Annotated in this window: 21 protein-coding genes; 6 read left to right on the top strand and 15 right to left on the bottom strand. The window is 72.9% G+C overall.

Annotated features, from left to right (window positions below; all coding sequences use genetic code 11):
- Positions 1-52 precede the first annotated feature (52 nt).
- Positions 53-1,228 (top strand): pyridoxal phosphate-dependent aminotransferase, encoded by a 1,176-nt coding sequence (locus J7462_RS12395; RefSeq protein ID WP_219464201.1) that lies wholly within the window; start codon positions 53-55, stop codon positions 1,226-1,228.
- Between the two features lie 71 nt (positions 1,229-1,299).
- Here J7462_RS12395 and solA read toward each other — a convergent pair whose 3' ends face one another.
- The 3 genes from solA to J7462_RS12380 are packed head-to-tail and all read right to left on the bottom strand — an operon-like array spanning position 1,300 to position 4,164.
- Entirely contained in the window at positions 1,300-2,445 is a 1,146-nt protein-coding gene (gene solA, locus J7462_RS12390; protein WP_219464200.1) for an N-methyl-L-tryptophan oxidase, read from the bottom strand.
- Between the two features lies 1 nt (position 2,446).
- Positions 2,447-3,274 carry a pyrroline-5-carboxylate reductase gene (gene proC, locus J7462_RS12385; protein ID WP_219464199.1) on the bottom strand — a complete coding sequence of 276 codons (828 nt, stop codon included), beginning with the start codon at positions 3,272-3,274 and terminating at the stop codon, positions 2,447-2,449.
- On the bottom strand, positions 3,271-4,164 hold the full coding sequence (locus J7462_RS12380) for a TauD/TfdA family dioxygenase (RefSeq protein ID WP_219464198.1): 894 nt from the start codon (positions 4,162-4,164) through the stop codon (positions 3,271-3,273). The genes proC and J7462_RS12380 overlap by 4 nt, the downstream gene beginning before the upstream one ends.
- Before the next feature lie 342 nt (positions 4,165-4,506).
- Between J7462_RS12380 and J7462_RS12375 the strand changes: the two genes are divergently transcribed.
- The gene (locus tag J7462_RS12375) at positions 4,507-6,066 is read left to right on the top strand and encodes an AMP-binding protein (protein ID WP_219464197.1); all 1,560 of its coding nucleotides are present in this window, start codon (positions 4,507-4,509) and stop codon (positions 6,064-6,066) included.
- A gap of 136 nt (positions 6,067-6,202) precedes the next feature.
- Here J7462_RS12375 and J7462_RS12370 read toward each other — a convergent pair whose 3' ends face one another.
- The 3 genes from J7462_RS12370 to J7462_RS12360 all read right to left on the bottom strand — a co-directional run bounded on the left by J7462_RS12370 (position 6,203) and on the right by J7462_RS12360 (position 9,014).
- Complete coding sequence (locus J7462_RS12370; protein ID WP_219464196.1) at positions 6,203-6,397, bottom strand: hypothetical protein; 195 nt, start codon at positions 6,395-6,397, stop codon at positions 6,203-6,205.
- A 37-nt stretch (positions 6,398-6,434) separates the two neighbouring features.
- Positions 6,435-7,337: a hypothetical protein gene (locus J7462_RS12365; RefSeq protein ID WP_208568860.1), complete on the bottom strand. Its 903-nt coding sequence runs from the start codon at positions 7,335-7,337 to the stop codon at positions 6,435-6,437.
- 288 nt (positions 7,338-7,625) lie between these two features.
- Positions 7,626-9,014, bottom strand: coding sequence for a PHB depolymerase family esterase (locus J7462_RS12360; RefSeq protein ID WP_219464194.1), 1,389 nt, complete (start codon positions 9,012-9,014; stop codon positions 7,626-7,628).
- Between the two features lie 292 nt (positions 9,015-9,306).
- Between J7462_RS12360 and J7462_RS12355 the strand changes: the two genes are divergently transcribed.
- Positions 9,307-10,329, top strand: coding sequence for a PaaX family transcriptional regulator C-terminal domain-containing protein (locus J7462_RS12355; protein ID WP_219464191.1), 1,023 nt, complete (start codon positions 9,307-9,309; stop codon positions 10,327-10,329).
- A 28-nt stretch (positions 10,330-10,357) separates the two neighbouring features.
- On the opposite strand, the gene J7462_RS12350 is transcribed toward J7462_RS12355, so the two are convergent.
- The 7 genes from J7462_RS12350 to J7462_RS12320 form a co-directional block, all read right to left on the bottom strand.
- Positions 10,358-10,957: a hypothetical protein gene (locus J7462_RS12350; RefSeq protein WP_219464189.1), complete on the bottom strand. Its 600-nt coding sequence runs from the start codon at positions 10,955-10,957 to the stop codon at positions 10,358-10,360.
- Between the two features lie 83 nt (positions 10,958-11,040).
- Positions 11,041-14,343: an ATP-binding protein gene (locus tag J7462_RS12345; protein WP_219464187.1), complete on the bottom strand. Its 3,303-nt coding sequence runs from the start codon at positions 14,341-14,343 to the stop codon at positions 11,041-11,043.
- Positions 14,340-14,990 carry a hypothetical protein gene (locus tag J7462_RS12340; protein ID WP_219464185.1) on the bottom strand — a complete coding sequence of 217 codons (651 nt, stop codon included), beginning with the start codon at positions 14,988-14,990 and terminating at the stop codon, positions 14,340-14,342. Before J7462_RS12340 ends, J7462_RS12345 begins: the two co-directional genes overlap by 4 nt.
- Positions 14,962-16,005 (bottom strand): endonuclease domain-containing protein, encoded by a 1,044-nt coding sequence (locus tag J7462_RS12335; RefSeq protein WP_219464184.1) that lies wholly within the window; start codon positions 16,003-16,005, stop codon positions 14,962-14,964. Before J7462_RS12335 ends, J7462_RS12340 begins: the two co-directional genes overlap by 29 nt.
- A gap of 197 nt (positions 16,006-16,202) precedes the next feature.
- Complete coding sequence (locus tag J7462_RS12330) at positions 16,203-17,237, bottom strand: hypothetical protein (protein WP_219464183.1); 1,035 nt, start codon at positions 17,235-17,237, stop codon at positions 16,203-16,205.
- The gene (locus J7462_RS12325; RefSeq protein ID WP_219464182.1) at positions 17,234-18,592 is read right to left on the bottom strand and encodes a hypothetical protein; all 1,359 of its coding nucleotides are present in this window, start codon (positions 18,590-18,592) and stop codon (positions 17,234-17,236) included. The genes J7462_RS12330 and J7462_RS12325 overlap by 4 nt, the downstream gene beginning before the upstream one ends.
- Entirely contained in the window at positions 18,589-18,894 is a 306-nt protein-coding gene (locus tag J7462_RS12320; protein ID WP_219464181.1) for a DUF6403 family protein, read from the bottom strand. The genes J7462_RS12325 and J7462_RS12320 overlap by 4 nt, the downstream gene beginning before the upstream one ends.
- Before the next feature lie 194 nt (positions 18,895-19,088).
- On the opposite strand from J7462_RS12320, the gene J7462_RS12315 reads away from it, so the two are divergent.
- On the top strand, positions 19,089-19,472 hold the full coding sequence (locus tag J7462_RS12315; RefSeq protein ID WP_219470276.1) for a hypothetical protein: 384 nt from the start codon (positions 19,089-19,091) through the stop codon (positions 19,470-19,472).
- Here J7462_RS12315 and J7462_RS12310 read toward each other — a convergent pair.
- Positions 19,432-20,130 (bottom strand): TetR/AcrR family transcriptional regulator, encoded by a 699-nt coding sequence (locus J7462_RS12310; RefSeq protein ID WP_219464180.1) that lies wholly within the window; start codon positions 20,128-20,130, stop codon positions 19,432-19,434. The two genes, J7462_RS12315 and J7462_RS12310, sit on opposite strands and share 41 nt — an antisense overlap.
- Positions 20,131-20,201: 71 nt before the next feature.
- On the opposite strand from J7462_RS12310, the gene J7462_RS12305 reads away from it, so the two are divergent.
- Together J7462_RS12305 and J7462_RS12300 are read left to right on the top strand one after the other, a co-directional pair.
- Positions 20,202-21,410 carry an FAD-dependent monooxygenase gene (locus J7462_RS12305; RefSeq protein WP_219464179.1) on the top strand — a complete coding sequence of 403 codons (1,209 nt, stop codon included), beginning with the start codon at positions 20,202-20,204 and terminating at the stop codon, positions 21,408-21,410.
- A gap of 33 nt (positions 21,411-21,443) precedes the next feature.
- The gene (locus J7462_RS12300) at positions 21,444-22,373 is read left to right on the top strand and encodes an LLM class F420-dependent oxidoreductase (protein ID WP_219464177.1); all 930 of its coding nucleotides are present in this window, start codon (positions 21,444-21,446) and stop codon (positions 22,371-22,373) included.
- 57 nt (positions 22,374-22,430) lie between these two features.
- On the opposite strand, the gene J7462_RS12295 is transcribed toward J7462_RS12300, so the two are convergent.
- Positions 22,431-22,802, bottom strand: a complete 372-nt coding sequence (locus J7462_RS12295) for a hypothetical protein (RefSeq protein WP_219464175.1) — start codon at positions 22,800-22,802, stop codon at positions 22,431-22,433.
- Positions 22,803-22,829: the final 27 nt, after the last annotated feature.

Here is a 22,829-nt window from a genome sequence, read left to right as displayed (position 1 = left end):
GTCGCCCATTCCCCGCGCCGGACGTGCGCCCCAGCCGTCAAGGAGACCACCCATGCCGACCGCCCCGCGCAACGACGTCCCCCCGTTCCGCGCCGCCCTCGCGCACATGCGGACGCAGGAGATCGTGGCCGTCGCGCGCCTGTGCCAGGACTATCCCGACGCCGTCAGTCTCTGCTTCGGTGAGTCGGATCTCCCCACCCCGCTGGTCGTACGGCAGGCCGCCGAACTCGCCATGGACCAGGGCAAGACCCGCTACGCGGACCGCCGGGGCATCGCACCACTGCGGCAGGCGATCCAGGAGTACCACCGGCGTACCAACGGGGTGGAGGTCGAGCTGGAGCGGTTGTCGGCGACCTCGTCGGGGATGACCTCCATCATGATCTCGTTGCAGTGCCTGGTGGAGCCGGGGGACAACGTCGTCGTCGTGGCGCCGGTGTGGCCGAACATCGTCATCGCCGTCGAGTCGATGGGCGCGACCGTACGGTTCGTCAACCTCGAAGCCGACCCGGACGGGTGGTCGCTGGATCTCGAGCAGGTCGAGGCGAACTGCGACGACCGGACGCGCGCGGTGTTCCTGGCCTCACCCGGCAACCCGACCGGCTGGACGATGACCTCGGCCCAGCAGCGGGAACTGTTGGAGCTGACCCGGCGCAAGGGCATCTGGATCATCTCCGACGAGGTGTACAACCGGCTGGTCTTCGACGGGTCCGTCGCGACGCCGTCGATGCTGGAGGTCGCCGACGACAACGACGCGCTCTTCGTCGTGCAGAGCTTCTCCAAGACCTGGTCGATGACCGGCTGGCGGCTCGGCTGGCTGGTGCACCCCGCCGGCCTGGCCCACCAGGTGGGTAACCTCAGCGCGATCAACAGCACCGGGTCGGCCACCTTCGTGCAGCACGCGGGGGTCGCGGCGATCCGCGAGGGTGAGCCGTTCGTGGCCGAGATGGTGGAGCGCAGCGCGCGGGGCCGGGAGACCGTGGCGGACGCCTTCCAGGGCCACCCGCGCATCCTCGCGCCGGACGTCCCGGCCTCCTTCTACTCGTTCTTCCGGATCGAGGGTGTCGACAACTCCCTGGCGTACGCCAAGGAACTCGTCGCCCGTGCCGGGGTCGGCATCGCGCCCGGCTCCGCGTTCGGCGACGGATTCGACGGCTACTTCCGGATCTGCTTCGCCCAGGACCCGAAGCGCCTGCAACTCGCCCTCGAACGCCTCATCGCCGCGGTCTGACCGGTCCCGCACGGGCCACCACTGCGGGTGGTCGGGGCGGGGCGCACGGCGCGGGTCAACCTGGCGGGGCGTCAGAGCCGGTCGGGGCTGAACGCGGAGATGTCCACCGTCGACCGTCCGTCGAGCGCGAGCTGCGCCAGGACCTCCCCGATGCCCGGGGCGAACTTGAAGCCGTGGCCGGAGCAGGCGCTGGCGTAGCAGACGCCGTCGAGTTCCCGGGAGCGGCCGATGAGGAAACTCTCGTCGGTCGACATCGTGTAGATGCAGGAGCGACCCCGGCCCGTGGGCTGGACGGCCGGCAGCACCGGGCTGATCGTCCGCCACAGCTCATGCCGCTCCGCGTCGCTGGGTGGACGCCGGTCACCGTCGACGTCCTGCGGTGACAGTTGCCGGTTGTGGAAGCCGATCTTCAGCCCGCCGTCGACCGACCGCCAGCGGGGGAGCCCGTAGACCAGGGCTCCCCCGGCGTCCTCGTAGAGGAAGGCCGGGAAGCGTCCGGGCAGGTGGTCCCGCTCCCGCGCCTCGGCCACGTCGAACTCGAAGACGGGAATGCGCATCGGGGTGACGGCGGGGGCGATCTCACCGGGCAGGAAGCGACCCACCCAGCCGCCGACCGTCAGCACCACCGCGCCGCAGCTCACCTCCCACCCGTCGCCGACGACCGTGACGGTGCCCCCGGAGCCGGGGGAGAGCGTGCGCACGGCACGTCCGTGGACCAGGTGGGCGCCGGCGGCGGTCGCCCGCGTCAGGTAGGTGAGCCGGGCGTTGTCGGCGAAGAGCATCAGCGCGTCCGGCTCGTGGACGGCGACCGCGTCGGGCTGGACGTGGAAGGCGGGAAACCGGCTGGTGATCTCGCCCGCGTCGAGGTACTCGTGGTTGATCCCGCACCGGAGCGCGGTGTCCCGGGAGCCCTGCACCAGCTTGGAGTCGGGGGAGCCGACGAACAGGCCGCCGGTGCGCAGCGCGATCGTCTCGTCGGTCGCGGCGTCGAGTTCCCACCACCCCTCGTACGAGCTGTCCAGCAGCGGGACGTACTGCTCGCCCTCCCAGTACGCCCGCCGGAAGATGCGGGTCTGGCCGTGCGAGGAACCCAGGTCGTGCAACGGTCCGTGGGCCTCGACGCCCAACACCCGCGCTCCCCGCCGGCTGAGCTGGTGGAGCGCCGACGCACCCATGATCCCGAGCCCGACGACCACCACGTCGTAGGTGGGGGACACCTCACCCCACCGCGCATCCGGGCCCGTGGGGGCGGGCCAGTTCCCGTGAGCGCTGCGCGGCGGCGGTGAGCGCGGTCAGGATGGAGCCCTTCAGCCCGGCGGCGTCGAACGCGGCGATGCCGCGCTCGGTGGTGCCGTTGGGCGTCATCACCTCGTGGCAGAGCTGCATCGGCGGTTTCCCGCTCTCCGCGATGAGGGTCGCGGTCCCGCCGAACACCTGCACCGCCATCTCCCGGCCGGCCGCCTCGCTGAAGCCCCGGGCGGCGGCGAACTGGCAGAAGGCGTCGACGATGTAGCTCACGAACGCCGGTCCGCCGCCGCAGATCGCGGTGGCGTCGTCGACCAGTTCCTCGCGGTCGACCCGCAGCACCCGGCCGATCACCCCCAGCAGGGCCTCCGCCTGGGCCGTGGTCTCCGCCGACACCTGCGGGCCGGCGTGGTAGACCGACATCCCCTGGAACACCTCGGACGGTGTGTTGGGGATGGACCGGACGACCTGCGTGGTGCCCAGCGCCGTGGCGATCGTCTCGGCGGTGAGGCCGGCCATCACCGACAGCACCGGCGTCCACGCGGTGAACCGGTGGCGTTCGGCGTCGGCGAACTCGGCGAAGACCTGCGGCGGGACGGCCAGCACGACGAAGTCGCCCTCGGCCAGATCCAGGTGGGCGACGACCGTGAGTCCGTCGAGGTCGGCGAGGAGTTCGCGTCGGGCGGCACTGCGCTCGACCACGACGAGTTCCGGACCGGCCGGTCCGCCAAGCAGCCCGCGGATGATCGCCAGCCCCATGTGACCACCGCCGACGATGACCAGCCGCCGGGTGGCGGTCATCCGCGCGACTCCGCGTGCGCCATCGTCACCTGGTAGTTGGTGACGACGTCGGACACCGTCGTACGGTGCAGGACCCGCCGTTGCCGCAGGTCGTACGGGCGGCCGCGGTGCATGGTGCAGCGGTTGTCCCATACCGTGAGGTCGCCGACGCGCCAGTGGTGGGTGTAGACGAACCGGTCCTGGGTGGCGAACTCGACCAGCTCTTCGAGCAGGGCCCGCCCCTGTTCGACCGGCCAGCCGACGATGTGTGAGGCGTGCGAGGCGAGGAAGAGGCTGCTGCGGCCGGAACCCGGGTAGTGGTCGACGACCCGCTGCGGCACCGGCGGCAGCGCGGTGGCGATGTCGGAGTTGAAGCTGTCGAACCCGGACTTCGCCCGGGAGTGGGCGATGCTGTGTTCGGCGACGAGGTTCTCGACCTGGCGTTTGCGCTCCGGCGGCAGCGCGTCGTAGGCGGCGCGCATGTCCGCGTACTGGGTCTCGCCTCCGGTGGGGGGGATCTCCCGGGCGGACAGCAGCGAACACTTCGCCCGGACGGCCTTGAAGGAGCTGTCGGTGTGCCACATCTGGTTGCCCAGGTTGTAGCGGGTGAGGCGGTCCTCGGGGTCGAGGAGCTTGCCCTCGTGGTCGAGGTTGGAGATGTCGGTGAACTCGTTGCTCAGCCGCAGCGCCTTGCCGGCGAAGTTCGGGGCGGTCTCCAGCGGCCCGAACAGCCGGCTGAAGCTGGTCTGCTGCTCGTCGGTGACCGGTTGGTCGGGAAAGACGAGGACCGCGTAGCGCTCGAAGGCCGCGTGGATCTCGGCGAAGACGTCCTCCGGTACGGGCGTGGTCAGGTCGACGCCGGTCACCTCTGCGACGAAGAGCGGATGGAGTGGCTTGAGGGTTATCGCCACGGATGTCTCCTTATCAGCGGTCAGGGAAGACGTCGGCACAGATCACAGGGAGGACACAGGCATCGAAGGCCGACATTGGCACGCATTCGACGCCGAATGTGAATAGGCGGTTTCCTGGACACCATTTTCCACGCCCCGGCAACCCTCTCAAGTGGATGAAATCTCCCAAGTTGGGGCAGCGTTACCGGATCGTGACCTAAATCTATATGTAAGAACGTCGATAGTGTGGACGACTGTCGGATGGCCGTCCGCCCAGCCGGGAGGGGTCGGCGGCGGGCGGATCGTGGGGTACCTTCCCTGACGCACTGGTAGATGTCGGTCTATATGTGGGGGTGTCGGTTCATGGGCGTGGGGACCGCCGTCGACCTTGCCGGGTTGGTGCGGCGATCGGTTGCCGACCATCCGGAGGCGGTCGCGCTGGAAGTCGGCGACCAGTTCCTGAGCTACCCGGAACTCTGGCGACGCGCGGGCCTCCTCGCGGCGCGGATCGCCGCCACGGCCCCCGGCGCCACCCGCGTCGGGCTGTTCTCGACCCGCTCCGTGACCTCGTACCTCGCCTATCTGGCGGTGCTCCGGCTCGGCGCGACTGTGGTGCCCCTGCACCCCGGCGCTCCCGTGACGCGCAACGCCGGCATCGCGCGCCGGGCCGGCCTGGCCGCCGTCGTCGTCGACGAGGTCGATCCGGCCCTCCTCGGTGCGTTGGCCGACGTGGGCGTCCGTCTGGTCCACCCGGACGACGACCGGCCGGTGGTCGGCGGCGTACCCGACGACGGCGGACGGACGGTCACCGGCGACGACGTCGCCTACCTCCTGTTCACCTCCGGCTCCACCGGAGTGCCCAAGGGGGTGCCGATCGCCCACCGCAGTGCCGCCGCCTACGTGCAGCACGTGGTACGCCGCTACGACATCGGCGTCGGCTCCCGGCTCACGCAGAACTTCGACCTGACCTTCGACCCGTCCGTGTTCGACCTGTTCGCGGCCTGGAGCAGCGGCGCGACGCTGGTGGTCGCCACCGCCAGGGAACTCCTGCGTCCGGCGACGTTCGTCAACGAGCGACGGATCACCCACTGGTTCTCGGTGCCGTCGCAGGTCTCCTACGCGCGCCGGCTGCGGCTGCTCGCCCCCGACGCCATGCCCGACCTCGGCTGGAGCATCTTCATCGGGGAGCCGTTCACCCGTGAGCAGGCGGCCGTGTGGCACGCGGCGGCGCCGCGCAGCGTGATCGAGAACGTGTACGGTCCTACCGAACTCACCGTGAGCTGTGCTGAGTACCGGCTACCCGGGTCGCCGACCGACTGGCCGACGACGAGCAACGCGACGGTGCCCATCGGGCTGGTGCTGCCCGAGCACGACTGGATCCTGGTCGACCGCGACGGCCGGGCCGGGCGCGACGGCGAGCTGTGCGTGCGGGGCGTCCAGCGGTTCGCGGGCTACCTCGATCCCGAGGAGAACACCGCGCGCTTCCTCAGCTTCGACGCCGGGGGCGACGCCCGTGCGCGGGTCTACGACGGGACCGGACCGCTCACCCCGGCGCACTGGTACCGCACCGGTGACCGGGTCCGGGTCGAGAACGGTCACCTGGTCCATCTGGGCCGCCTCGACCGGCAGGTCAAGATCCGCGGCTACCGCGTCGAACTCGGCGAGATCGAGGCGGCGCTGCGCGGGCTGGACGGCGTCATCGACGCTGCCGTCGTCCTGCTCGGGCAGGCCCCGGCCGAGTCGCTGGTGGCGTTCTGCACCGGCGACACCGAGCCGGCCCGGGTGGCCACGGAGCTGCGCGGGGTGCTGCCGCCGTACATGACGCCCACCCGGGTCGAGTGGCTCGAGGCGATGCCCCTCAACCAGAACGGCAAGGTGGACTACCTGCGGTTGGCCTCGGTCGCCGCCGACGGGTCCCGCTGAGGTGCGGGAACCGTCGAATGCGGCATCAACCGGCTCGGACGCCACCGCGCTGTCGCGACCCGGTCCGACAGGCTGCCGTGCGCCGCGCAGCCGGCGTCGCTGTCGCCGCTGTCGACGAACGGCCGTGGCGCAGGTCTCAGGAGCGCTGCTTCCTCGTCCAGATGACGTAGCCGGCGCAGAGGATCAGCATGAGGACGACGATGCTGGTCCATGCCCAGCGGGCGAAGGGCTCGTCGGCCACCATGGCGCGGATGCCCGCCAGGACGGCAAGCGCCAGCGGGCCCAAGCCGTACCACTCGGAGAAGGTCAGCTCCTTCATCGCCTGCCGCATGCGGCGAGTCTAGTCACCACCTGCTTCGATACCGGGCCTAGCCGACGACCTCGGCGTCGATCACGGCCCAGGAGTGCGGTCCGGTGGCCACGAGTGCCAACCGGTCGCCGGCGGTGAGCACGCCGTCGGCGGCCAGCAGGTCGGCGTTGACGAGCAGGTCCGCTGCGAACTCGTGGGCGTGCGCGGCCAGGCGACCGGGCAGCAGCTGGTCGAAGGAGTAGCCGGCCGCGCCGGTGAGGAACCGCTGGGCGGGCAGCCGGTAGTTGTTGAACAGGGCGTGGGTGAAGTCGCGCGGACCGCGACCGGTGGCCTCCCGGGCGGCCTTGACGGCCGACCGGCCGAGCAGCACGTTGCGGCGCTGCGCGGCGGGGCTGTTGTCGGTGAGGTCACCGCGCCAGTCGCTGCGCAGCGCCATGCCGTTGACGAGCAGGACGAGCCCGTCACCCGCCGGCCGGTGCCGGGTCACCAGGGCTGCGGCGGCACCGTCGCTGAGGACCGACAGCTCCGCGTCCATCATCCGGCCGCGACCGACGACACGGTCCGCGGTGACGACGAGGACGGTGTCGACGTCGGTCGTCGCGAACAGCCCCTGCACCGTGCCCAGCAGCAGGCCGAGGTTGGCGCACCCGTGACCGGCGACGGTCTGGGTCGCGGCGCCGGGTGCGTCCACGGCCCGGGCGAGGCGCACGTTGTTCCTGCGTACGCCGTCCCCGTCGGCGGTCTCCGTCGCGTAGACGATCGCGTCCGGCACCAGCCCGCCGGCGAGCGCACGCGCACCGACCTCGCCGGCCATCTCGATCGAGGACATTGTCGTCACTCCATACGACTCCAGCCCGTCGTCGAGCAACCGTGGATTGTCGGCACCCACCTCGTCCAGCTCCCGGACGAGGTGTTTCGTCCCGTGCAGATGGGCGATGGAGGAGAGGTAGAACGCCGCCACGGGAGGTCCTTCCGCCTTGCCGGAACGCTGGCCGACAGGGTACTACGACGGGGGTGCCGCACCGGCCACGTACGTTTTCCGAAATGGCCGGGGTCGATGTCGGAGTGCTTGTCGCCGCCGGACCCGCCCACCGCCGCGCTTGGCGCTTCCCACCCGCTGCCGTGCTTGCCGCACCGCTGCCGTGCTTGCCGCTCCGCCGTCGCGCTCTCCCCCGCCCGACGGCGGGCGGGGGAGAGTCGTGGTGGCGGTGCGGTCGGGCGGGGACCGTCCCCGCACCCGTAGGTGGGGTCAGGCGACCGTGCAGGCCGCGCCGTTGAGGGTGAACGAGGTGGGCTTGGCGGTGTTGCCGGTGTGGTTGGCCTGGAATCCGATGTCGACCGACCCGCCGGCCGGGATGGCGGCGTTGTAGCTGGCGTTACGGGCCGTCACCTGGCCGGACGAGGGGGAGTAGGAGGCGTTCCACCCGGAGGTGATGCTCTGCCCGCCGGGCAGCGTGAAGACCAGCGACCAGCCGTTGACGGCGCTGGAACCGGTGTTGGTGATGGTCAGGTTCTCGGTCAGGCCGCTGTTCCAGGCGTTGACGCTGGCGGTGACCCGGCAGGCCCCGGAGCTGGGCGGCGGGGTCGTCGTCGGCGGCGGGGTGGTCGGGGGCGGCGTGGTCGGCGGCGGCGTGGTAGGAGGCGGGGTGGTCGGCGGCGGGGTGGTCGGGGGCGGCGTGGTCGGGGGCGGGTTGGTCAGGCCGAAGAACCCGAGGGCGACGGCGGCCATCCCACCGGAGGGCAGGCTGTGCCCGGCACCCTGGACGCTGTACGCCTCGACGAGGACGTTGCCGCTGGCGTCGGCGTAGCGGCGGCGGTTCCAGTTGGCCTGGGGGGTGTCGGTGGAGGTGGGTGTCTGGCTGAGCCCGAACACGTTGGTCCACTGCTCGATGGTCTCCTGGAGCAGCGAGTACGGCACCAGGGTGTCGGCGGTGCCGTGCCACAGCTGCACCTTCGGCCGGGGACCGGAGTAGCCGGGGTACGCCTGCTGGCGGACCGCGTCACCCCACTGCTGCGGGGTGCGGTTCATGTTCCCGCCGGTGCACTGGCTGGCGCCGGGCGGGTAGTCGGCGGCGTTGGCGAAGCAGTTGTAGGGCACCCCCATGAAGGCGGCCCCGGCGGCGAACACGTCGGGGTAGAGCGCCAGCATGTGGTTGGTCATCATGCCGCCGGAGGAACTGCCGGTGGCGAACACCCGGCGGGGGTCGCCGCCGTACTGCCGCTGGGCATAGTTGATCATCGAGACGATCGACACCGGGTCACTGCCACCGCCCCGGCGCTTCGCGGCGTCCGACCAGGTGTCGAAGCAGTTGCCGAAGCCGGCCTGCTGGGTCGCGGACGGGTAGATCACGATGTAGCCGTACCGGTCGGCCAGCGAGGCGAACTCGCTGCTGGAGTAGAAACCGGGGCCGGTGCCGCCGCAACCGTGCATGGCGACCACGACCGCCGGGTTGGTCGGGCGGGTGTTCGGTACGTAGATGTGCATCCGCATCCGGCCGGGGTTGTCGCCGAAGTTGGTCACCTCGACCAACGACGCGGCGTACGCCGGTTGGAGCGTCGGTACCACCAGGGCGGCGGCCGTCAGTGTGGCCACCAGTGGCGCCGCCAGGGCGAGTAACAGTTTCCGTCTGATTCTCATGGGGCGTGACTCCCTCACAGGTTGAGATCGGCCGCGCGGCACGGGTGCGCCCGGATGCCCGTGTGGTCCGCGCCGGCCCTTGGCGTCCGGCATGCCCTGCCCCGGCCCGAGGTGGCATTGCATGGCACTTAGTGTTCTCTTCGGTCCGACAAGTGTCAATCGAATGGCCTCGATACACTGGTCGATCACCGACGTACGCCCGGTCCACCGTGGAACCACGCCCGGTAGGCGGGCCCGGGTACGCCGTCTACAGTCGGTGCCACCGTCGCCGAGCCGAGCCCGGAGCGTCCCCGTGCCACACCCGTTCGACATCGAGGAGATATTCCCCGACGACGGGGACCACCCGGTACGGCTGCCCCGGCGGCAGGCCGGCAACTCGCCCCAGGGCGTCGCGGTGACCCTGCTGGCCGACTACACCCTGCGTACCCGCGCCTGGTTGCCGTCCGCCGCCATCGTCGCGCTGCTGGCCGAGTCGCACGTCAGCCTCGCCGGCGCGCGGACCGTGATCAGCCGACTGGCCCGCCGGGGCGTCCTGGAGGGCAGCCGGCAGGGGCGGCGCAGCTCGTACCGGCTCAGCCGGTCCGCCGCCGTCAGCCTCTCCGTCGGCGGCAGCTGGGTGATGGCCGCCACCACCACGTCCCAACCGTGGGACGAGTGCTGGACACTCGTCGCCTTCTCCCTGCCGCAGGAGCGCAGCGCGCAACGGCGGGCCCTGCGTGGCCGGCTGCGCTGGCTGGGCTACGCGCCGCTGTACGACGGGCTGTGGATCTCCCCGCACGAGTTGACCCCGAAGGCCCGGGCCCAGCTCACCCAGCTGCACCTCGGCGCGGTCACCGTCTTCCGGGGCCGGCGGGTCGACCTCGACGCGGTCGCCGGGCGCGACCCGCTCGACGCCTGGGACGTCGCGGCCGTCGCCGCCCAGTACGAGAGCTTCCTGCGGCGCTGGCGGCCCCTCCTGCCGCGGATCGCCGCCGGTCAGGTCGACGGCGCCGAGGCGGTGCGGGCCCGGACCGAGGTGATGGACACCTTCCGGCGTTTCCCCACCCTCGACCCGCAGCTACCGCTGCGGCTGCTGCCCGCCGGCTGGCTGCGCGGCCCCGCCCGGGAGACCTTCGCCGCCGTCTACGACGGGCTCGCCGACACCGCCGAGCGGCACGTCCGGGCCGTCGTCGCCCGGTTCGCCGACGGCACGTACGCCGACGTGCGGGCGCACAGCACCGCCGACCTGCTCGCCGGGGTGTGTGCCACCGAAGCCCGCAGCCCCGCCCCATCCACAGCCGACACCGACCTGGCGGAGTCGTCCCCGTCGCACTGACCCGGCCACTGCCGGCCCCTCGGCCCGCTCAGAGTTTCAGCCCCTCCACGGTGCCCAGGTCGTACCAGGTGAGGGAGAAGGGGCTGTCGCCGGACGGCACGACCGGGAACACGCCCCAGCTCTCCAGGACCGCACCGGGCCGCAGGGTGAAATCCGTGCCGGGCCGCTGCGACGCGCAGTACGTGTCGACCGGGAAGACCTGCCGCCCGTCGCCCAGCGTCAGATGCGACGACTGGAGATCCGCCGTCCGGGCCGGGCAGCTGAGCACCCAGCCGCCGGGGGACCGGGTCGCATAACGCAGCTGCACCCGCACCGTACCCGCCGTCACCTCCAGACCCGTGACGGTCGCCGTGTTCTGCCCGTCGTCGTAGAGGAGGCGACTCATCCGCCGGGGGCCGGACTCCGGCGACGCCGAAGCGGCCGTGCCGGGCGCGGCGGTCGACGGGGTGGGACTGCCGGACGGCGATTGCGTTGCCCCGGAGGTGGTTGCCCCGGCCGGTGCCGCCGCGTCCGGACCCGGCCCGGTCGGCTCCGGCTTGTTGAGCGTGATCCAGACCACGGCGGCGGCACCCAGCACCACGATGACGACGACGCCGACGATCAACCCGACCAGATGCTTGCGCAACATCGATGATCCTTACTGCCGGTGAGCAGGCTCCTTCCACGCTAGATCCCGGTGGCAAGATCCGCAGGGTGGCGGGGTCGTCGAGCTCACCGGCGGCGGGCCCGGTCCAGCACCTCCTCGGCGGTGAGCGGGCTGCGCGGATGGTGGCTGAGCGACAGCGGGGTACGGATCTTCACCGGCGCGGCACCCTCGGCGGCGAGGTAGAACTCACCGGTGCCGAGGCGGGAGATGTCGGCGACGTCGCCGCCCTTCGCCTTCGCCATCTCCCGGGCCGCCTCCAGCTGGATCGGGCTGTTCAGCCGGCCGTAGAGCTGGGTCGCCGCGTTGCCCGGGATGCGGTTGTGCAGCCCCTTGGGCGACTGGGTGGCGAAGATCAGACCCAGGCCGTACTTGCGGGCCTGGGCCGCCAGCGCCAGCGTGCTCTGGGTGCACGCGGTCATCGCGCCGGACGGGGCGAACGTCTGTGCCTCGTCCATCACCAGCAGCCCGAGCAGCGGCCGGTCGTTCGCCGGATGCTGCTTGATCCAGGCGAACAGCGCCATCTGCAACTGGTTGACGAAGCCCTGCCGGGCCTCGTCGGATTGCAGGCCGACGAGGCTGATGACGGAGATCCGCGCCCGCCGGCCCGGCTCGGGGGTCAACAGCAGCCCCGGGTCCATCGGGCTGCCCTCGCCGCCGAACAGCGGATCGTTGACCATCGCGGCCGCCAGCGACTGCGCGATCCCCACCCCGATCTTGTCCGCCCCGTCGATGTCCAGCAGCCCGTCCGGCAGGTCGGCGAGAGTGTCGATCAGGCCCTGCACCCGGCTGCCGCCGCGCCGGCCGTAGTGCTCGACGGCCTTACGCAGCACGGCGAGCCCCAGGTGGACCTTGTTGGTGCGACCGGTCAGCTGGGCACGGGGCGCCAGTGCGGCGACCGCCGCCTCGACGGCCTCGTGGAACTCGTCGGGGTCGTCGCGCACACCGCGGAAGTCCGGTAGCGGCTGGAAGCTCAGCGGACGTCCCGACGACCGGCGCGGCGTCCACACCAGTACGTCGGTCCCGGCGAGGTACGCATCGGCCTTCTCCGCGTCCCCGGCACGCCACTGCGGCGGTGGCTCCGGCCACCCGTCACCGAGCCGGGCCAGGTCGTTGTTGGGGTCGAGGACGATGGCGGAGACCCCGGCGAGAGCACACTCCTCCAGGATCCGCCGGATCAGCACCGTCTTGCCGGACCCGGAGCCGGCGAAGAGGGTGGTGTGCTTGCGGAGGGCTTCGAGGGAGAGCGGCACGGGTGCACCGGTGCGGTGGTCGTACCCCACGATGAGGTGCGGACCGGCCTGCCCACCGTCGGCCGGCGGCGGATCACCCCGCCCCGCCCCGGAGCGCCCGTCACCCGCCCCCACGTCACCCGTTCCCGCCGGTGCCGTCTCGGCCGGTGCCACGTCGGCCGCCGTCGTCTCGACCGGTCCGGCGGCGACCGGTCCGGCGGCGACCGGTCCGGCGGCGACCGGTTCGGTGCGGTCCGGTCGTACCGCCGCATCGGCTGCGTCGCCACCGGGAGGGTCGGGGAGCCAGTCGGCCACGGAGCCCAGGGCCTGTCGCAACACGGTGACGTTCCGGGTCGGTCGACGGGCGGTCAGCCAACCCCGCAGGTCGACGGGTGACTCGGCGAGCATGACCCGCAGGGCCCCCAGGATGCGAAGATCCTCGGGGTCCAACGGGAGGATCGTCCCGCCGGCCCGGGTGAAGGCCGCGATCGCCTGCCTGGTCTTGGCCCCGCTCGACCAGGCGCCGTTGCGGAGCAGGAAGAGCTTGCGGCGGGTCACCCGGGCGTCGAGCCCCGCCACCGTGCACGCCTTGCGGAGCCGGGTGAGCGCGGCGATCGCATGGTGCTCCTCGCTGATCGCCCGGAAACACCAGTGGACCTGGTCCTCGGTGGCCTCGTCGAGGGTGAGCCGGAGCCGGGCGTGCAGCGGCGGCTGGGCGCTCGGCGGCGGATCCACGCTGAACGATCCACCGCCCTCGCCGCGCTCCACCACCCAGGCGGTCAGGCCCGCCGCGAGCAGGGCGGGGACCGTGCTGTCCTCACTGTCACGGGCCAGCGGGCCGGACACGTCGACCTCGCTCTTGAGCTGGGCGAACCTGGTGTCGAAGCGCTCCAGGTCCCCCACGGGGGACAGGCGCGGGCGGTGGGGTCGCGGTTCCGCCGTGGCACCGAGCCGGGTCAGCTCCCGCACCTCACCGGCGGCGACGCAGGCCCGGACGTGCCGGTCGATGTCGATCAGCAACTGCCGGGGTGTCATCTGCGCGGCCTGCGCGAAGGCTTCGGGCCGCACCGGCCACGACGGATACGGGGGTACGAAGCCGCGCTCGGCGAACCGGGCGGCGAACCGCCGCTCGACGATCTGCCGGGCCAGGGTGGCGTCGTGGATGGTGGTGAGCCGGGGTGCCACCCGGAACCGGTCGCTCACCGTGTCCACCGTCCGGCTCGTGATGATCGTCCACGAGGTCGGCAGGCAGGCCACCAGGGTGAGCGTGCGGCGGGTGAGCTGGCGCAGTGACATCAGGCCGTCGGCGATCCGGGCGTGCACGGCGGCCTGCTCCGGGTCGTCCTGCCCGCCCGACCGGTGGCGCAGGACGTCACCGGCGGCCACGGACTGCGCGATCAGGGTGTCGATCTGGTCGACGGCGATCACGGACGGGCCGGTGAGGGCCAACAGCCAGGAGATCTCCTGGACGATCTGCTGCGCGTTGCGGGGTGCCCGTCGCATGCCCCAGGCGCCGCGCTCGCCCGGCTCCCCCTCCTCACCGGAGGTGAAGTAGTTCTCCGCGATGTCGCGGTGGGTGCCGTCCTCCGAGGCGCTCAGCGCGAGCGCCCGGGCCGTCTCCCGGCAGGCGCGCGCCACGTGCGGGGCGTACCCGACGAGCCCGTCGACGAACGCGTCCAGGGCCGGCCGGGTCAGTTCGGTGTCACCCATCACCGCCCGGCGGGCCGAGCGGGGCGCCCCGACCATCGAGGAGAGCCGGCGCAGTAGCAGCCGGAGCTGGCTCTCGGCGCCGGGCACCGGGCGGGACAGCCCGTCGAGCATGCAGGCGAGCACACTGTCCCAGAAGCCGTGCGCGTCGAGCAGCCCGACCAGGAAGAAGTAGCCGCCCTGCTGCTGCACCTGCTGGCGGATCCAGCCCAGCAGGTGGGTCTTGCCCGAGCCACGCTGACCCTGCAGCACCAACCCGATCGGGCTGCTGTCGGCGCTGTCCCGGGCGTCGGCCACCCCGGCGAGGACGTCGCGGGCCACGGCGGTGTGCAGACCCTCCACATGGAACGGCGAGGGCCGCCAGACGTCGTCGGGCACCGGCGCCCAGTCGAGCCTGAGCGCCGCCAGGGCCGCGTGCTCCGCCACGGTCATCCCACCCCGATCGCCAGCAGGTGCTTGTCCTGGCCGCCCAGCCGCAGGGCCGCCGCGACGTCCGCCGTGGTGAGCGCCTTCTGGTTGGATTCCGGGACGATGTCCACGTCCGGCTCGCGCTCCAGGTCCCGCAGCGCCTCGTCGAGGTCGGCGGGGTCGACGTCGCCGAAGAACGGCCGCAGTCGGGTCAGGCTGACCCAGGCCCCCGGCTCGGCGGCCAGCGCCGCGTACGCGTGCCGGACGCGCAGACCCAGGGTGCGCCGCAGGTCCGGTTCCGCCGTACCGGCCCGTACGTCGGTCAGCGCGAACAGCTCACCGAACGAGCGGTAGTCGCTGCGGACCATGACCCGGTCCCGCAGGTTGACCTGCAACGCCGTCAGCGCCCCGCCGAGGATGCGGCCCTGCGCCGACTGGAAGGGCAGATCCTCCTGCACCCGGACCCAACCCTTGTCGGCGAGCTGGTGCAGGAAGGTGTTGCCCTCCCGGCGGCTGTCGACGAATCCGAGGCGGTTGAGCTTGTCCCGGTAGGACTTGCGCACGTCGACGCCGTACCGGTTGCGCAACTCGGTGTTGGGCACCTCCCGGGCCTCCGCCATCAACACGAACAGGATCGCGGCCTCAGAGGGGGTGAGGTCGTCGCCGGCCATGGGATCTTCCTTCCGCCAGGTCACGTCGCCGGGCCCGGATCAGGGTGCCGATCTGGTGCACCACCGCCCCGACGTCGTGGTTGATTCGGGCATTGGTGAAGCGCAGGACGGCGTAACCGTCCAACTGCAACCGCACGTCGCGTTGCCGGTCCGCCTCGAACCGGTCCGGCCGGCAGTGCTCCGGGCCGTCGATCTCGACGACACACCGCTCGTCGGGCCAGAGCAGGTCCAGGCAGACCGCGGGTGAGAGGGGGTGCGGCTGGTGGTACCGGTTCCAGATCCGGCCCGCCGACCAGCTCTGGCCGGCCAGCGCGGCCTCCAACAGCGCCTCGGTCGCGCTGCCGGGGTGGGGTCGCCCGACCACCGCCGGGGGTGTCGTCGGCACCGGTCCCGGCTGCCCGTCCGCCGCCTCCCGGGTCAGCACGACGGTGACCACCCGGTCCTCGTGCCGTAAGGGTGCGCCGGCCAACCACACGCCGACCCGGCCGTGGTGACACAGCCACTCCGCGCCCGCCACGACGGCCTGCTCGCCGGCCGGGTCGAGGCCGGCGGGCACCTCGATCAGCAGATTCGCCCGAGGGCGTCCGAACCCCTGCGCCACCACCCGGGTCAGCCCCGGACACCGGATCTCCGGGGGGAACGGGTCGACCGGTGGTCGTCGGCCGGACAACGCCACGGTGGCCAGGTGCGCCAGGAACGCGGCGGAGTGCGCGGAGCCCCGCGCCCGGGCGACCGCGGCGGCCCGGACGGCGGCCAGGCCGTACGGGTCGGCGCGGGGGAGGTCGGCGGCCTCGGGGAGCCACCCCGGTAGCAGCCCCACCGCCACCCGTTCCAGCTCGTCGAGGACGGCGTGGACGAAGGAACCGGCGGTACGGGTCGGGCCGGGTTGCAGCACGACGGCGGCCGGGCCGACCGGTTCCCCGGTGACGGTTGCCGCGACGGTGCCGGTGGGCACCCCCGGAATCTGCACGACGCGATCCGTGGGCAACGCGGCGAGTTGACGGACGAGACTCATGGCCGGTCACCGGCGCGGACCGCGACGACCCTCTCCGGAGGGGGAGCGGATCGGGTGGAACTCAGCGGTCCTCATCCTCCCCGGGCGGCCATCGGACGAACCCGAACACACTACGAAGCGGTTCGCCGCCAGCGCCATAGCTGTCCCCGGTCAGTCGTGCTTCGGACACCCGACCGCGCGACGGAACCGGGCAGGAGCTAGCTCTTCCCCGGCTGCGCGTCGTGCCGCTCCGGTTGTTTGTCGGCGAGCGCCTGCGCCCGGCGGCTCAGCGACTCGACGTGGGCGGTCAGCTTCCCGACGGCTGCCTCGTCGGTGTCGTCCAGGGTCGCCAACCGGTCGAGCAGGGCGGCATGGTCGGCGGTCAACTGCCGGTAGCGCCGGGCGAAGCCGCTGTCGTCGCCCTGACGCCCGTACAACAGGGCGTACGTCGGGTCGAGGTCGATGATCTGCTGGGCGAGCCCGGCGGTGGCGGCGCTGAGTGCGCTGCGGCTGTCGGTGAGCCCGTCGCGGCGGACCCGCCGGGCCGCCGCGAGCCGCCCGGCCCGCCGGCCGCCGAGGTAGAGCAGCGACGCTCCGGCGACGACCCCGCTCACCGCCGCGGCGGCGAGCAGGAACCGGGGCAGCGACGGGCTGATCGTGCGGGCCCCGTCGGATACGGTGCCGGCCTTGACCAGCCGGTCGTAGTTGACGGCGATGACCTTCACCGCCTCCAGCGGGCGGTCGCCGAAGGTGTCGATGCCCCGGCCGATGATCATTTCTGCGGCGGCGGCCTTGCCCAGGTTCTTCTTGTCGTATCCGGGCACCAGGGCGCAGCCGTAGGTGTCGTAGTCGTCGCCGTCGCGGCTGAGCACCAGCACGACGGTCCCGTCGGCGGCCCGGTGCACCTGCTTGCAGGTGTCGCGCAGGTCGGCCCCGGGGGAGCGCAGGATGACCACCAGCCGGCGGTTGCCGATGATCCGTTCCGCTGCGGCCCGGTCCACGTCGAGCCCCGGGTCGGCATGGAACGACGTGGTGCGCACCTGCCGGGCGACCGGCCCGTCCAGCGCCCCGCCGCTCCACACCGCCCAGCCGGCCAGCGCCAGGCAGGCCAGCACGGCCAGGCCGAACGGGGTACCGAGCAGACCGATGACACGCTGCGGCCGGGAAGGGCCGGCACCGGTCCGCCGGGACGGATCGGCGCGCTGCGGCCGGGAGGGGCCGGCACCGGTCCGCCGGGAGTCGGAACGGGTCATGACAGCCGGCCTCGCAGGTAGTTGTCCGGGCGGTAACTGGCGATGCCGACCTGGCGGGCGGTGTCGTCCAACTCGGCCGCCGCCTCGTCGAGCAGCGTACGGACGTGCCGGGCGGGCAGCTTCTCCTCCCACGCCGACCGGGCGGCCTGGAGCGCGACGATGCCCCGGGTCAGCGCCGGGTTGCTGCGGGCGTCGGTCAGCAGGGACACCTCGACGGCCAGCGCGGTCAACCCGGCCAGCCGGACCGGGGCGGTGTCCCGTCGGCGGCCCAGCCCTCGGTCGGGGCGGCGCAGCGACCGGGCCGACAGGATCAGGAACGCCGCCACGCAGCCCGCGAAGAGCCACGGCAGCGCCGGCAGCGCCACCCGCAGCGGATCGGCCGGCCGGTAGGGCAACGGCCGCTCGAACAGGCCCGCGTAGCGCAGGTCGGTGACCCGGTTGAGGTAGACGCCCAGCACGTTGCGCTGCGGATAGTCGGAGCGGCTGAGCACGCTGGCGAACTGGCCGTAGAAGCTCGCCCCGGCCAGCTCCGCGAAGTCCGCGGCGCCGGGCCCGTGGTATTCGATCCAGAGCCCGTACATCACCACGATCGGCTGGTCGGGGAACTGGGCGCTCAGGGCGGGGCCGTACCGGGGCAGGGGTTTGCCGTAGCGCTGCACGGGCAGCGCGACGTACCAGGCGCCGTCGGGAAAGGCGTTGCGGGCGGCGGTCTCGGGCACGTCGGTGAGGGTCGCGCCGGGCGCGACGTGCCTACCGGTCGCCCGCAGGTCGGTCAGGACGGCGGTCAGCTCCGGCCCGCTCGGCTCGCGCCAGCGCAGCTCGTCCCGGTCGGCCGGGGTGGACTCCTTGCGCAGCGCGGTGATCAGGGCGATCAGCAGGTCGGTCACGTCCCCGGTGGCGAACTGCGCCCGCCAGGCGGGCAGCGTGTCGGAGCTGGCCTGGTAGAAACCGCCGCTGACCTCGGTGCCGATCACCCGGATCGTGGCGTTCTCCACGTCCCGGACCCGCTCGCGTTCATCTTTGTCGAGGCCGGGTGGGGCGACCAGGATCCGGGTGTCGCCGGCCACCTCCCGGACCCGCTGCTCGTTCCAGTACGCCACCGCCCCCGGTAGGCGTACCACCGGCGCGGCGGCGACCAGCGCGGTCATCTCGTCCACCGACGGCACGGTGGCCCGGTCGGCGGTGCCGGCGCTGTCCGTGGCGACCCCGGCCGTCGACGCCGGTGACCGGCCGTAGCTGACGTCGATGCCCTGCTGCCGCTGGGCGAGCAGGAAGACCACCAGCACGAGCACGGCGACCCCGAGCAGCGCCCAGCGCAACGGCTCGGCCAGGCGGCGGTATCCGCGGGCGCTCATCGCTGTCCCCGCCACAACCGGTCGGCCTGCCGGGCGTGTTCGGCCGCCGCCCGCGCCGCGTCCACCCCGCCGCGGGCACCCGCGAGCGACTCGGCGCGGGTCAGCAACCGTTCCGCCTCGGGCACCCGGTCCGGCGCGGCGTCCCGGCTGACGGCCGCGCTGTCGATCGCCGCCCGCGCGGCCGACCAGGCGGTCCGCCGCTGCTCGGAGCGGGCCCGACGGTGGGGCAGCAGGGTGGTCACCACGCCCGCGGCCACCAGCAGCACCGCGCCGGCCAGCCAGAACAGGTAGGGGTGTGCCATGGGCTCCAACCGTTCGCCGGGGTCCGGGGGACGGCCCCCGGGGGTGGTCCGACCGAGTCTCGCTGATCGGGTCAACCCGCGCCACACGCGCCCCGACCAGGGCGGTTGTCGCTGCGAAGGGTGGTGTGACGGTGATCGTGAGTACGGGTGCTCATCCGGTGACCCACCCGGCGGACGATGATCGGGGCGTGCAGATGACGCGTACCCGTACCCTCCTCGGCGGTGTGCTCCTCGCGGCCGCGACGATCGGCACCTGGGCGGCCTGGCTGGGGTGGGAGAGCGGCTACTCGACGGACCCGCGTACCGGCGCGACCAGCGGGCCGTACGCGGTCTGGCAGGTGGTCGGCGCGGTACTCACCCTGGTCGTGGTCGCCGCCGTCGCCGGGTGGCTGCTCAGCCCGGTGCTGGTCGCGCCGGTGATGACGGTGGCGTTCACGGCCTGCTGGTCGGGGCACGCGGCGGCCACCGACGACTCGGGGCTCTGGGTGGTGGGGGCGGTGCTGGTGCTGCTCGGCACCGGCGTCGGCAGCACCCTGGTCAGCCTCGGTAGCCGGCTCGTCCGCCGCCGCGCCCGCTGACCGTCGCCCGGGTACCTGTACCCGGCTCCCCGCCTGGCGGTGGTGCCGGTGCGGCGGGCATCCGCCGCGCGGTGGCGGTCTGGTCGGTGAGTTCGTCGGTGATCCGGATGAGGGTGCGGGTCAGGTCGGCTGCGGTCGGGGTGCTCTGCGGGTCGACAAGTGACTGGGCGGCCAGGCCACCGAGCAGGGTCTGGTAAAAGGCGCCGAGGGCCAGCGCCTCGGCCTCGTCGGCCTCGGGGTCGAGCTGGTGGAAGATCGCGGCCAGCCCGAGCCGGGCGCGGTGGTTGGCGGCGCGGAGCGCCTCCCGCAGTTCGGGGGAGCGGTCGAGCTGGGAGATCAGCTCGAACTGGACGGCCCAGAGGGGGCGCAGCCGGTCGAACGACTCGATCACCCGGGTCCAGGCCGCCTCGAACCGTTGCCGTGGGGTGGCGTCCGGGCCGGCGTCGACCGTGAACGCCCGTTCCAGCTCCTGGCCCCACTCCTCCATCGCCTCGAAGAGCGCCTGGTCCAGCAGGGCCCGGGTGGTGCGGAAGTGGTAGCCGATGGCGGCCAGGCTGGTGCCGGCCGCGGCGGCCACGTCCCGCGCGGTGGTGCCGGCGTAGCCCTTCTCCATCAGGCAGCGTTTCGCGCCGGCGAGCAGGTCCTCCCGATTGCCCATGGGCACAGCGTAGCGGGTCCCTCGCACAAAGGTCTTGCACAATCGTCTGACACGTTCGTACTATCGTCGGCATGACGAATGTCCTGATCTCCGGCGGCGGCGTCGCCGGCCTCACCCTCGCCTGGTGGCTGCGCCGGCACGGCTTCCGGCCGACCGTCGTCGAGCGGGCCCCGGCCCTGCGCGCGGGCGGCTACAAGGTCGACATCCGGGGCGTGGCGCTGCAGGTGGTCGACCGGATGGGGCTGGGCGACCAGGTCCGGCGGCACGACACCGGCATGCTCCGGACCCGGTTCGTCGACTCCCGGGGCGACACCCTCGCCGCCATGGACGCCAGCCTCTTCGGTGGGCGCGAAGGCGACGACGTCGAGATCATGCGCGGCGAACTGGTCGACCTCCTGGCCGGTGCCACCACCGACGTCCCCCTCCTGCTCGGCGACTCGATCACCACCCTCACCCCCACCGCCGACGCGGTACGGGTGGGCTTCGCCAGCGGCCACCGGCAGACGTTCGACCTGGTGATCGGGGCGGACGGGCTGCACTCGCAGGTGCGCCGGCTGGCCTTCGGCAACGACCCGGACCCGGTACGCCCGCTCGGCCACCACATCGCCGTGTGCACCGTGCCGGCCGAGTTCGGCCTCGACCGCACCGAGCTGATGCACGTCACCCCGGGCCGCAGCGTCGGTGTCTACCGCACCGCGGGCGCTCCCGACGCCCGCGCACTGTTCCTCTTCCGGTCCCCGGCCGAGGTCCCCGCCCCCGGCGACACCGCCGGGCGTCGTGCGCTGCTGGCCCGGGAGTTCGCCGGTCTCGGCTGGCAGGTGCCCCGGCTACTCGCCGCGGCCGCCGACGCCGACGACCTCTACCTCGACGCCATCAGCCAGGTACGGATGGACCACTGGTCCACCGGGCGGATCGCGCTGGTCGGGGACGCCGCGTACGGGCCGTCACCCGCCTCCGGCCAGGGCACCAGCCTCGGCCTGGTCGGGGCGTACGTGCTGGCGGCGGCGTTGGCCCGGGCCGGCGGGGACCCGACCGTCGGATTCGCCGACCACGAACGGCAACTGCGTCCCTTCGTCCGGGCCAATCAGGAGCTGGCCGAACGCAACCTGCGCGGGATGGTGCTCGGTTCCACCGCCCAGATCCGCGTCCAGCTGACGATGCTGCGGCTGCTGCCCCGGCTGCCCGGCCGGGAGCGGATGATCCGCCGGGTGACCGAGCCGATCCGCCGGGCGGCGACCGCGATCACCCTGCCCGACGTGGGCCCGCCCGGCGGAGCCTGAGCGGCCGGCCGCCCGGCTCCCTATGCTCGGGGAATGGAACTGCGGATCTTCACCGAGCCCCAGCAGGGCGCCACCTACGACCAACTGCTCACGGTGGCCCGCGCCGCCGAGGACGCCGGCTACGGCGCGTTCTTCCGTTCCGACCACTACGTGGCGATGGGGTCGTCCACCGGCGAGCCCGGCCCCACCGACGCCTGGACCACCCTGGCCGGGCTGGCCCGGGACACCTCCCGGATCCGGCTCGGCACGCTGGTCACGGCGGCCACCTTCCGGCTGCCCGGCCCCCTGGCGATCACCGTCGCCCAGGTCGACCAGATGAGCGGCGGCCGGGTCGAGCTGGGCATCGGCGCCGGCTGGTTCGCCGAGGAGCACACCGCCTACGGCATCCCGTTCCCGTCGGTGGGGGAGCGCTTCGACCGGCTGGAGGAGCAGCTCGCCGTCATCACCGGGCTGTGGGCGACCCCGGCCGGTGAGCGGTTCGACCACGCCGGGAAGCACTACCCGGTCGCCAACTCCCCGGCGCTGCCCAAGCCGGTGCAGCAGCCCCGCCCGCCGATCCTGCTCGGCGGCAAGGGCCCCAAGCGCACCCCGCGCCTGGCCGCCCGGTACGCCGACGAGTTCAACCTGCCCTTCGTCTCGGTCGACGAGACGGTGGCCCAGTTCGGCCGGGTCCGCGCGGCCTGCGCCGAGGCCGGTCGCGACCCGGGCACCCTGCGCTGGTCCAACGCGCTGGTGCTCTGCTGCGGCCGGGACGACGCCGAGGTGGCCCGTCGGGCCGCCGTCATCGGTCGGGAACCGGCCGAGCTGCGGCAGAACGGGGTCGCCGGCACCCCCGCCGAGGTGGTCGACACGATCGGCCGCTACGCCGAGGCCGGCAGCGAGCGGATCTACCTCCAGGTGCTCGACCTGGCCGACCTGGACCAGTTGGAACTGGTCGCCGCCGAGGTGATGCCCCAGCTCTGACCCGGCCCACCGCAGGCAGGCGGGAGTCCGGGGCCGGAGGCCGGGACCGGCGGGTGGTCAGCGGTGGCGGCGGCCACCCGGCTCGCGTACCACGGTGTCCAACCGGCCGTCCCGGTCGCTGTCCAGGTAGGTGATGTCCGCGATGCCGTCCCCGTCCAGGTCGAACTGGACCACGTCGGCGATCCCGTCCCCGTCCAGGTCCGTCACCACCTGCGTCGACCCGTCCAGGTGGTGGGTGACGATCGAGTGCGCCCCGGTCCCCGCAACCGGGGGCGTCGACGGGGGCTGCGGCGCGGGCGTCGGCACACCGTGCTGCGGGTACGCCGACGGCGGGGCGCTCGCCGGCTCCAGGCCGACCCCGGTCGGGTCGATCTCCTCCTCGGACGGGTAGACGTCGCCGTGCAGGATCGGGTCGCGGTAGCTGCTCATCGCGCCATGGTTCCCCGTGGACGCCGT

Origin of the sequence: Micromonospora sp. RL09-050-HVF-A (assembly GCF_019374995.1) — a bacterium.
Taxonomy (GTDB): domain Bacteria; phylum Actinomycetota; class Actinomycetes; order Mycobacteriales; family Micromonosporaceae; genus Micromonospora; species Micromonospora antibiotica.
The sequence above is the reverse complement of the archived record's forward strand: the minus strand, read 5'-3'. Positions and strand labels throughout refer to the sequence as shown.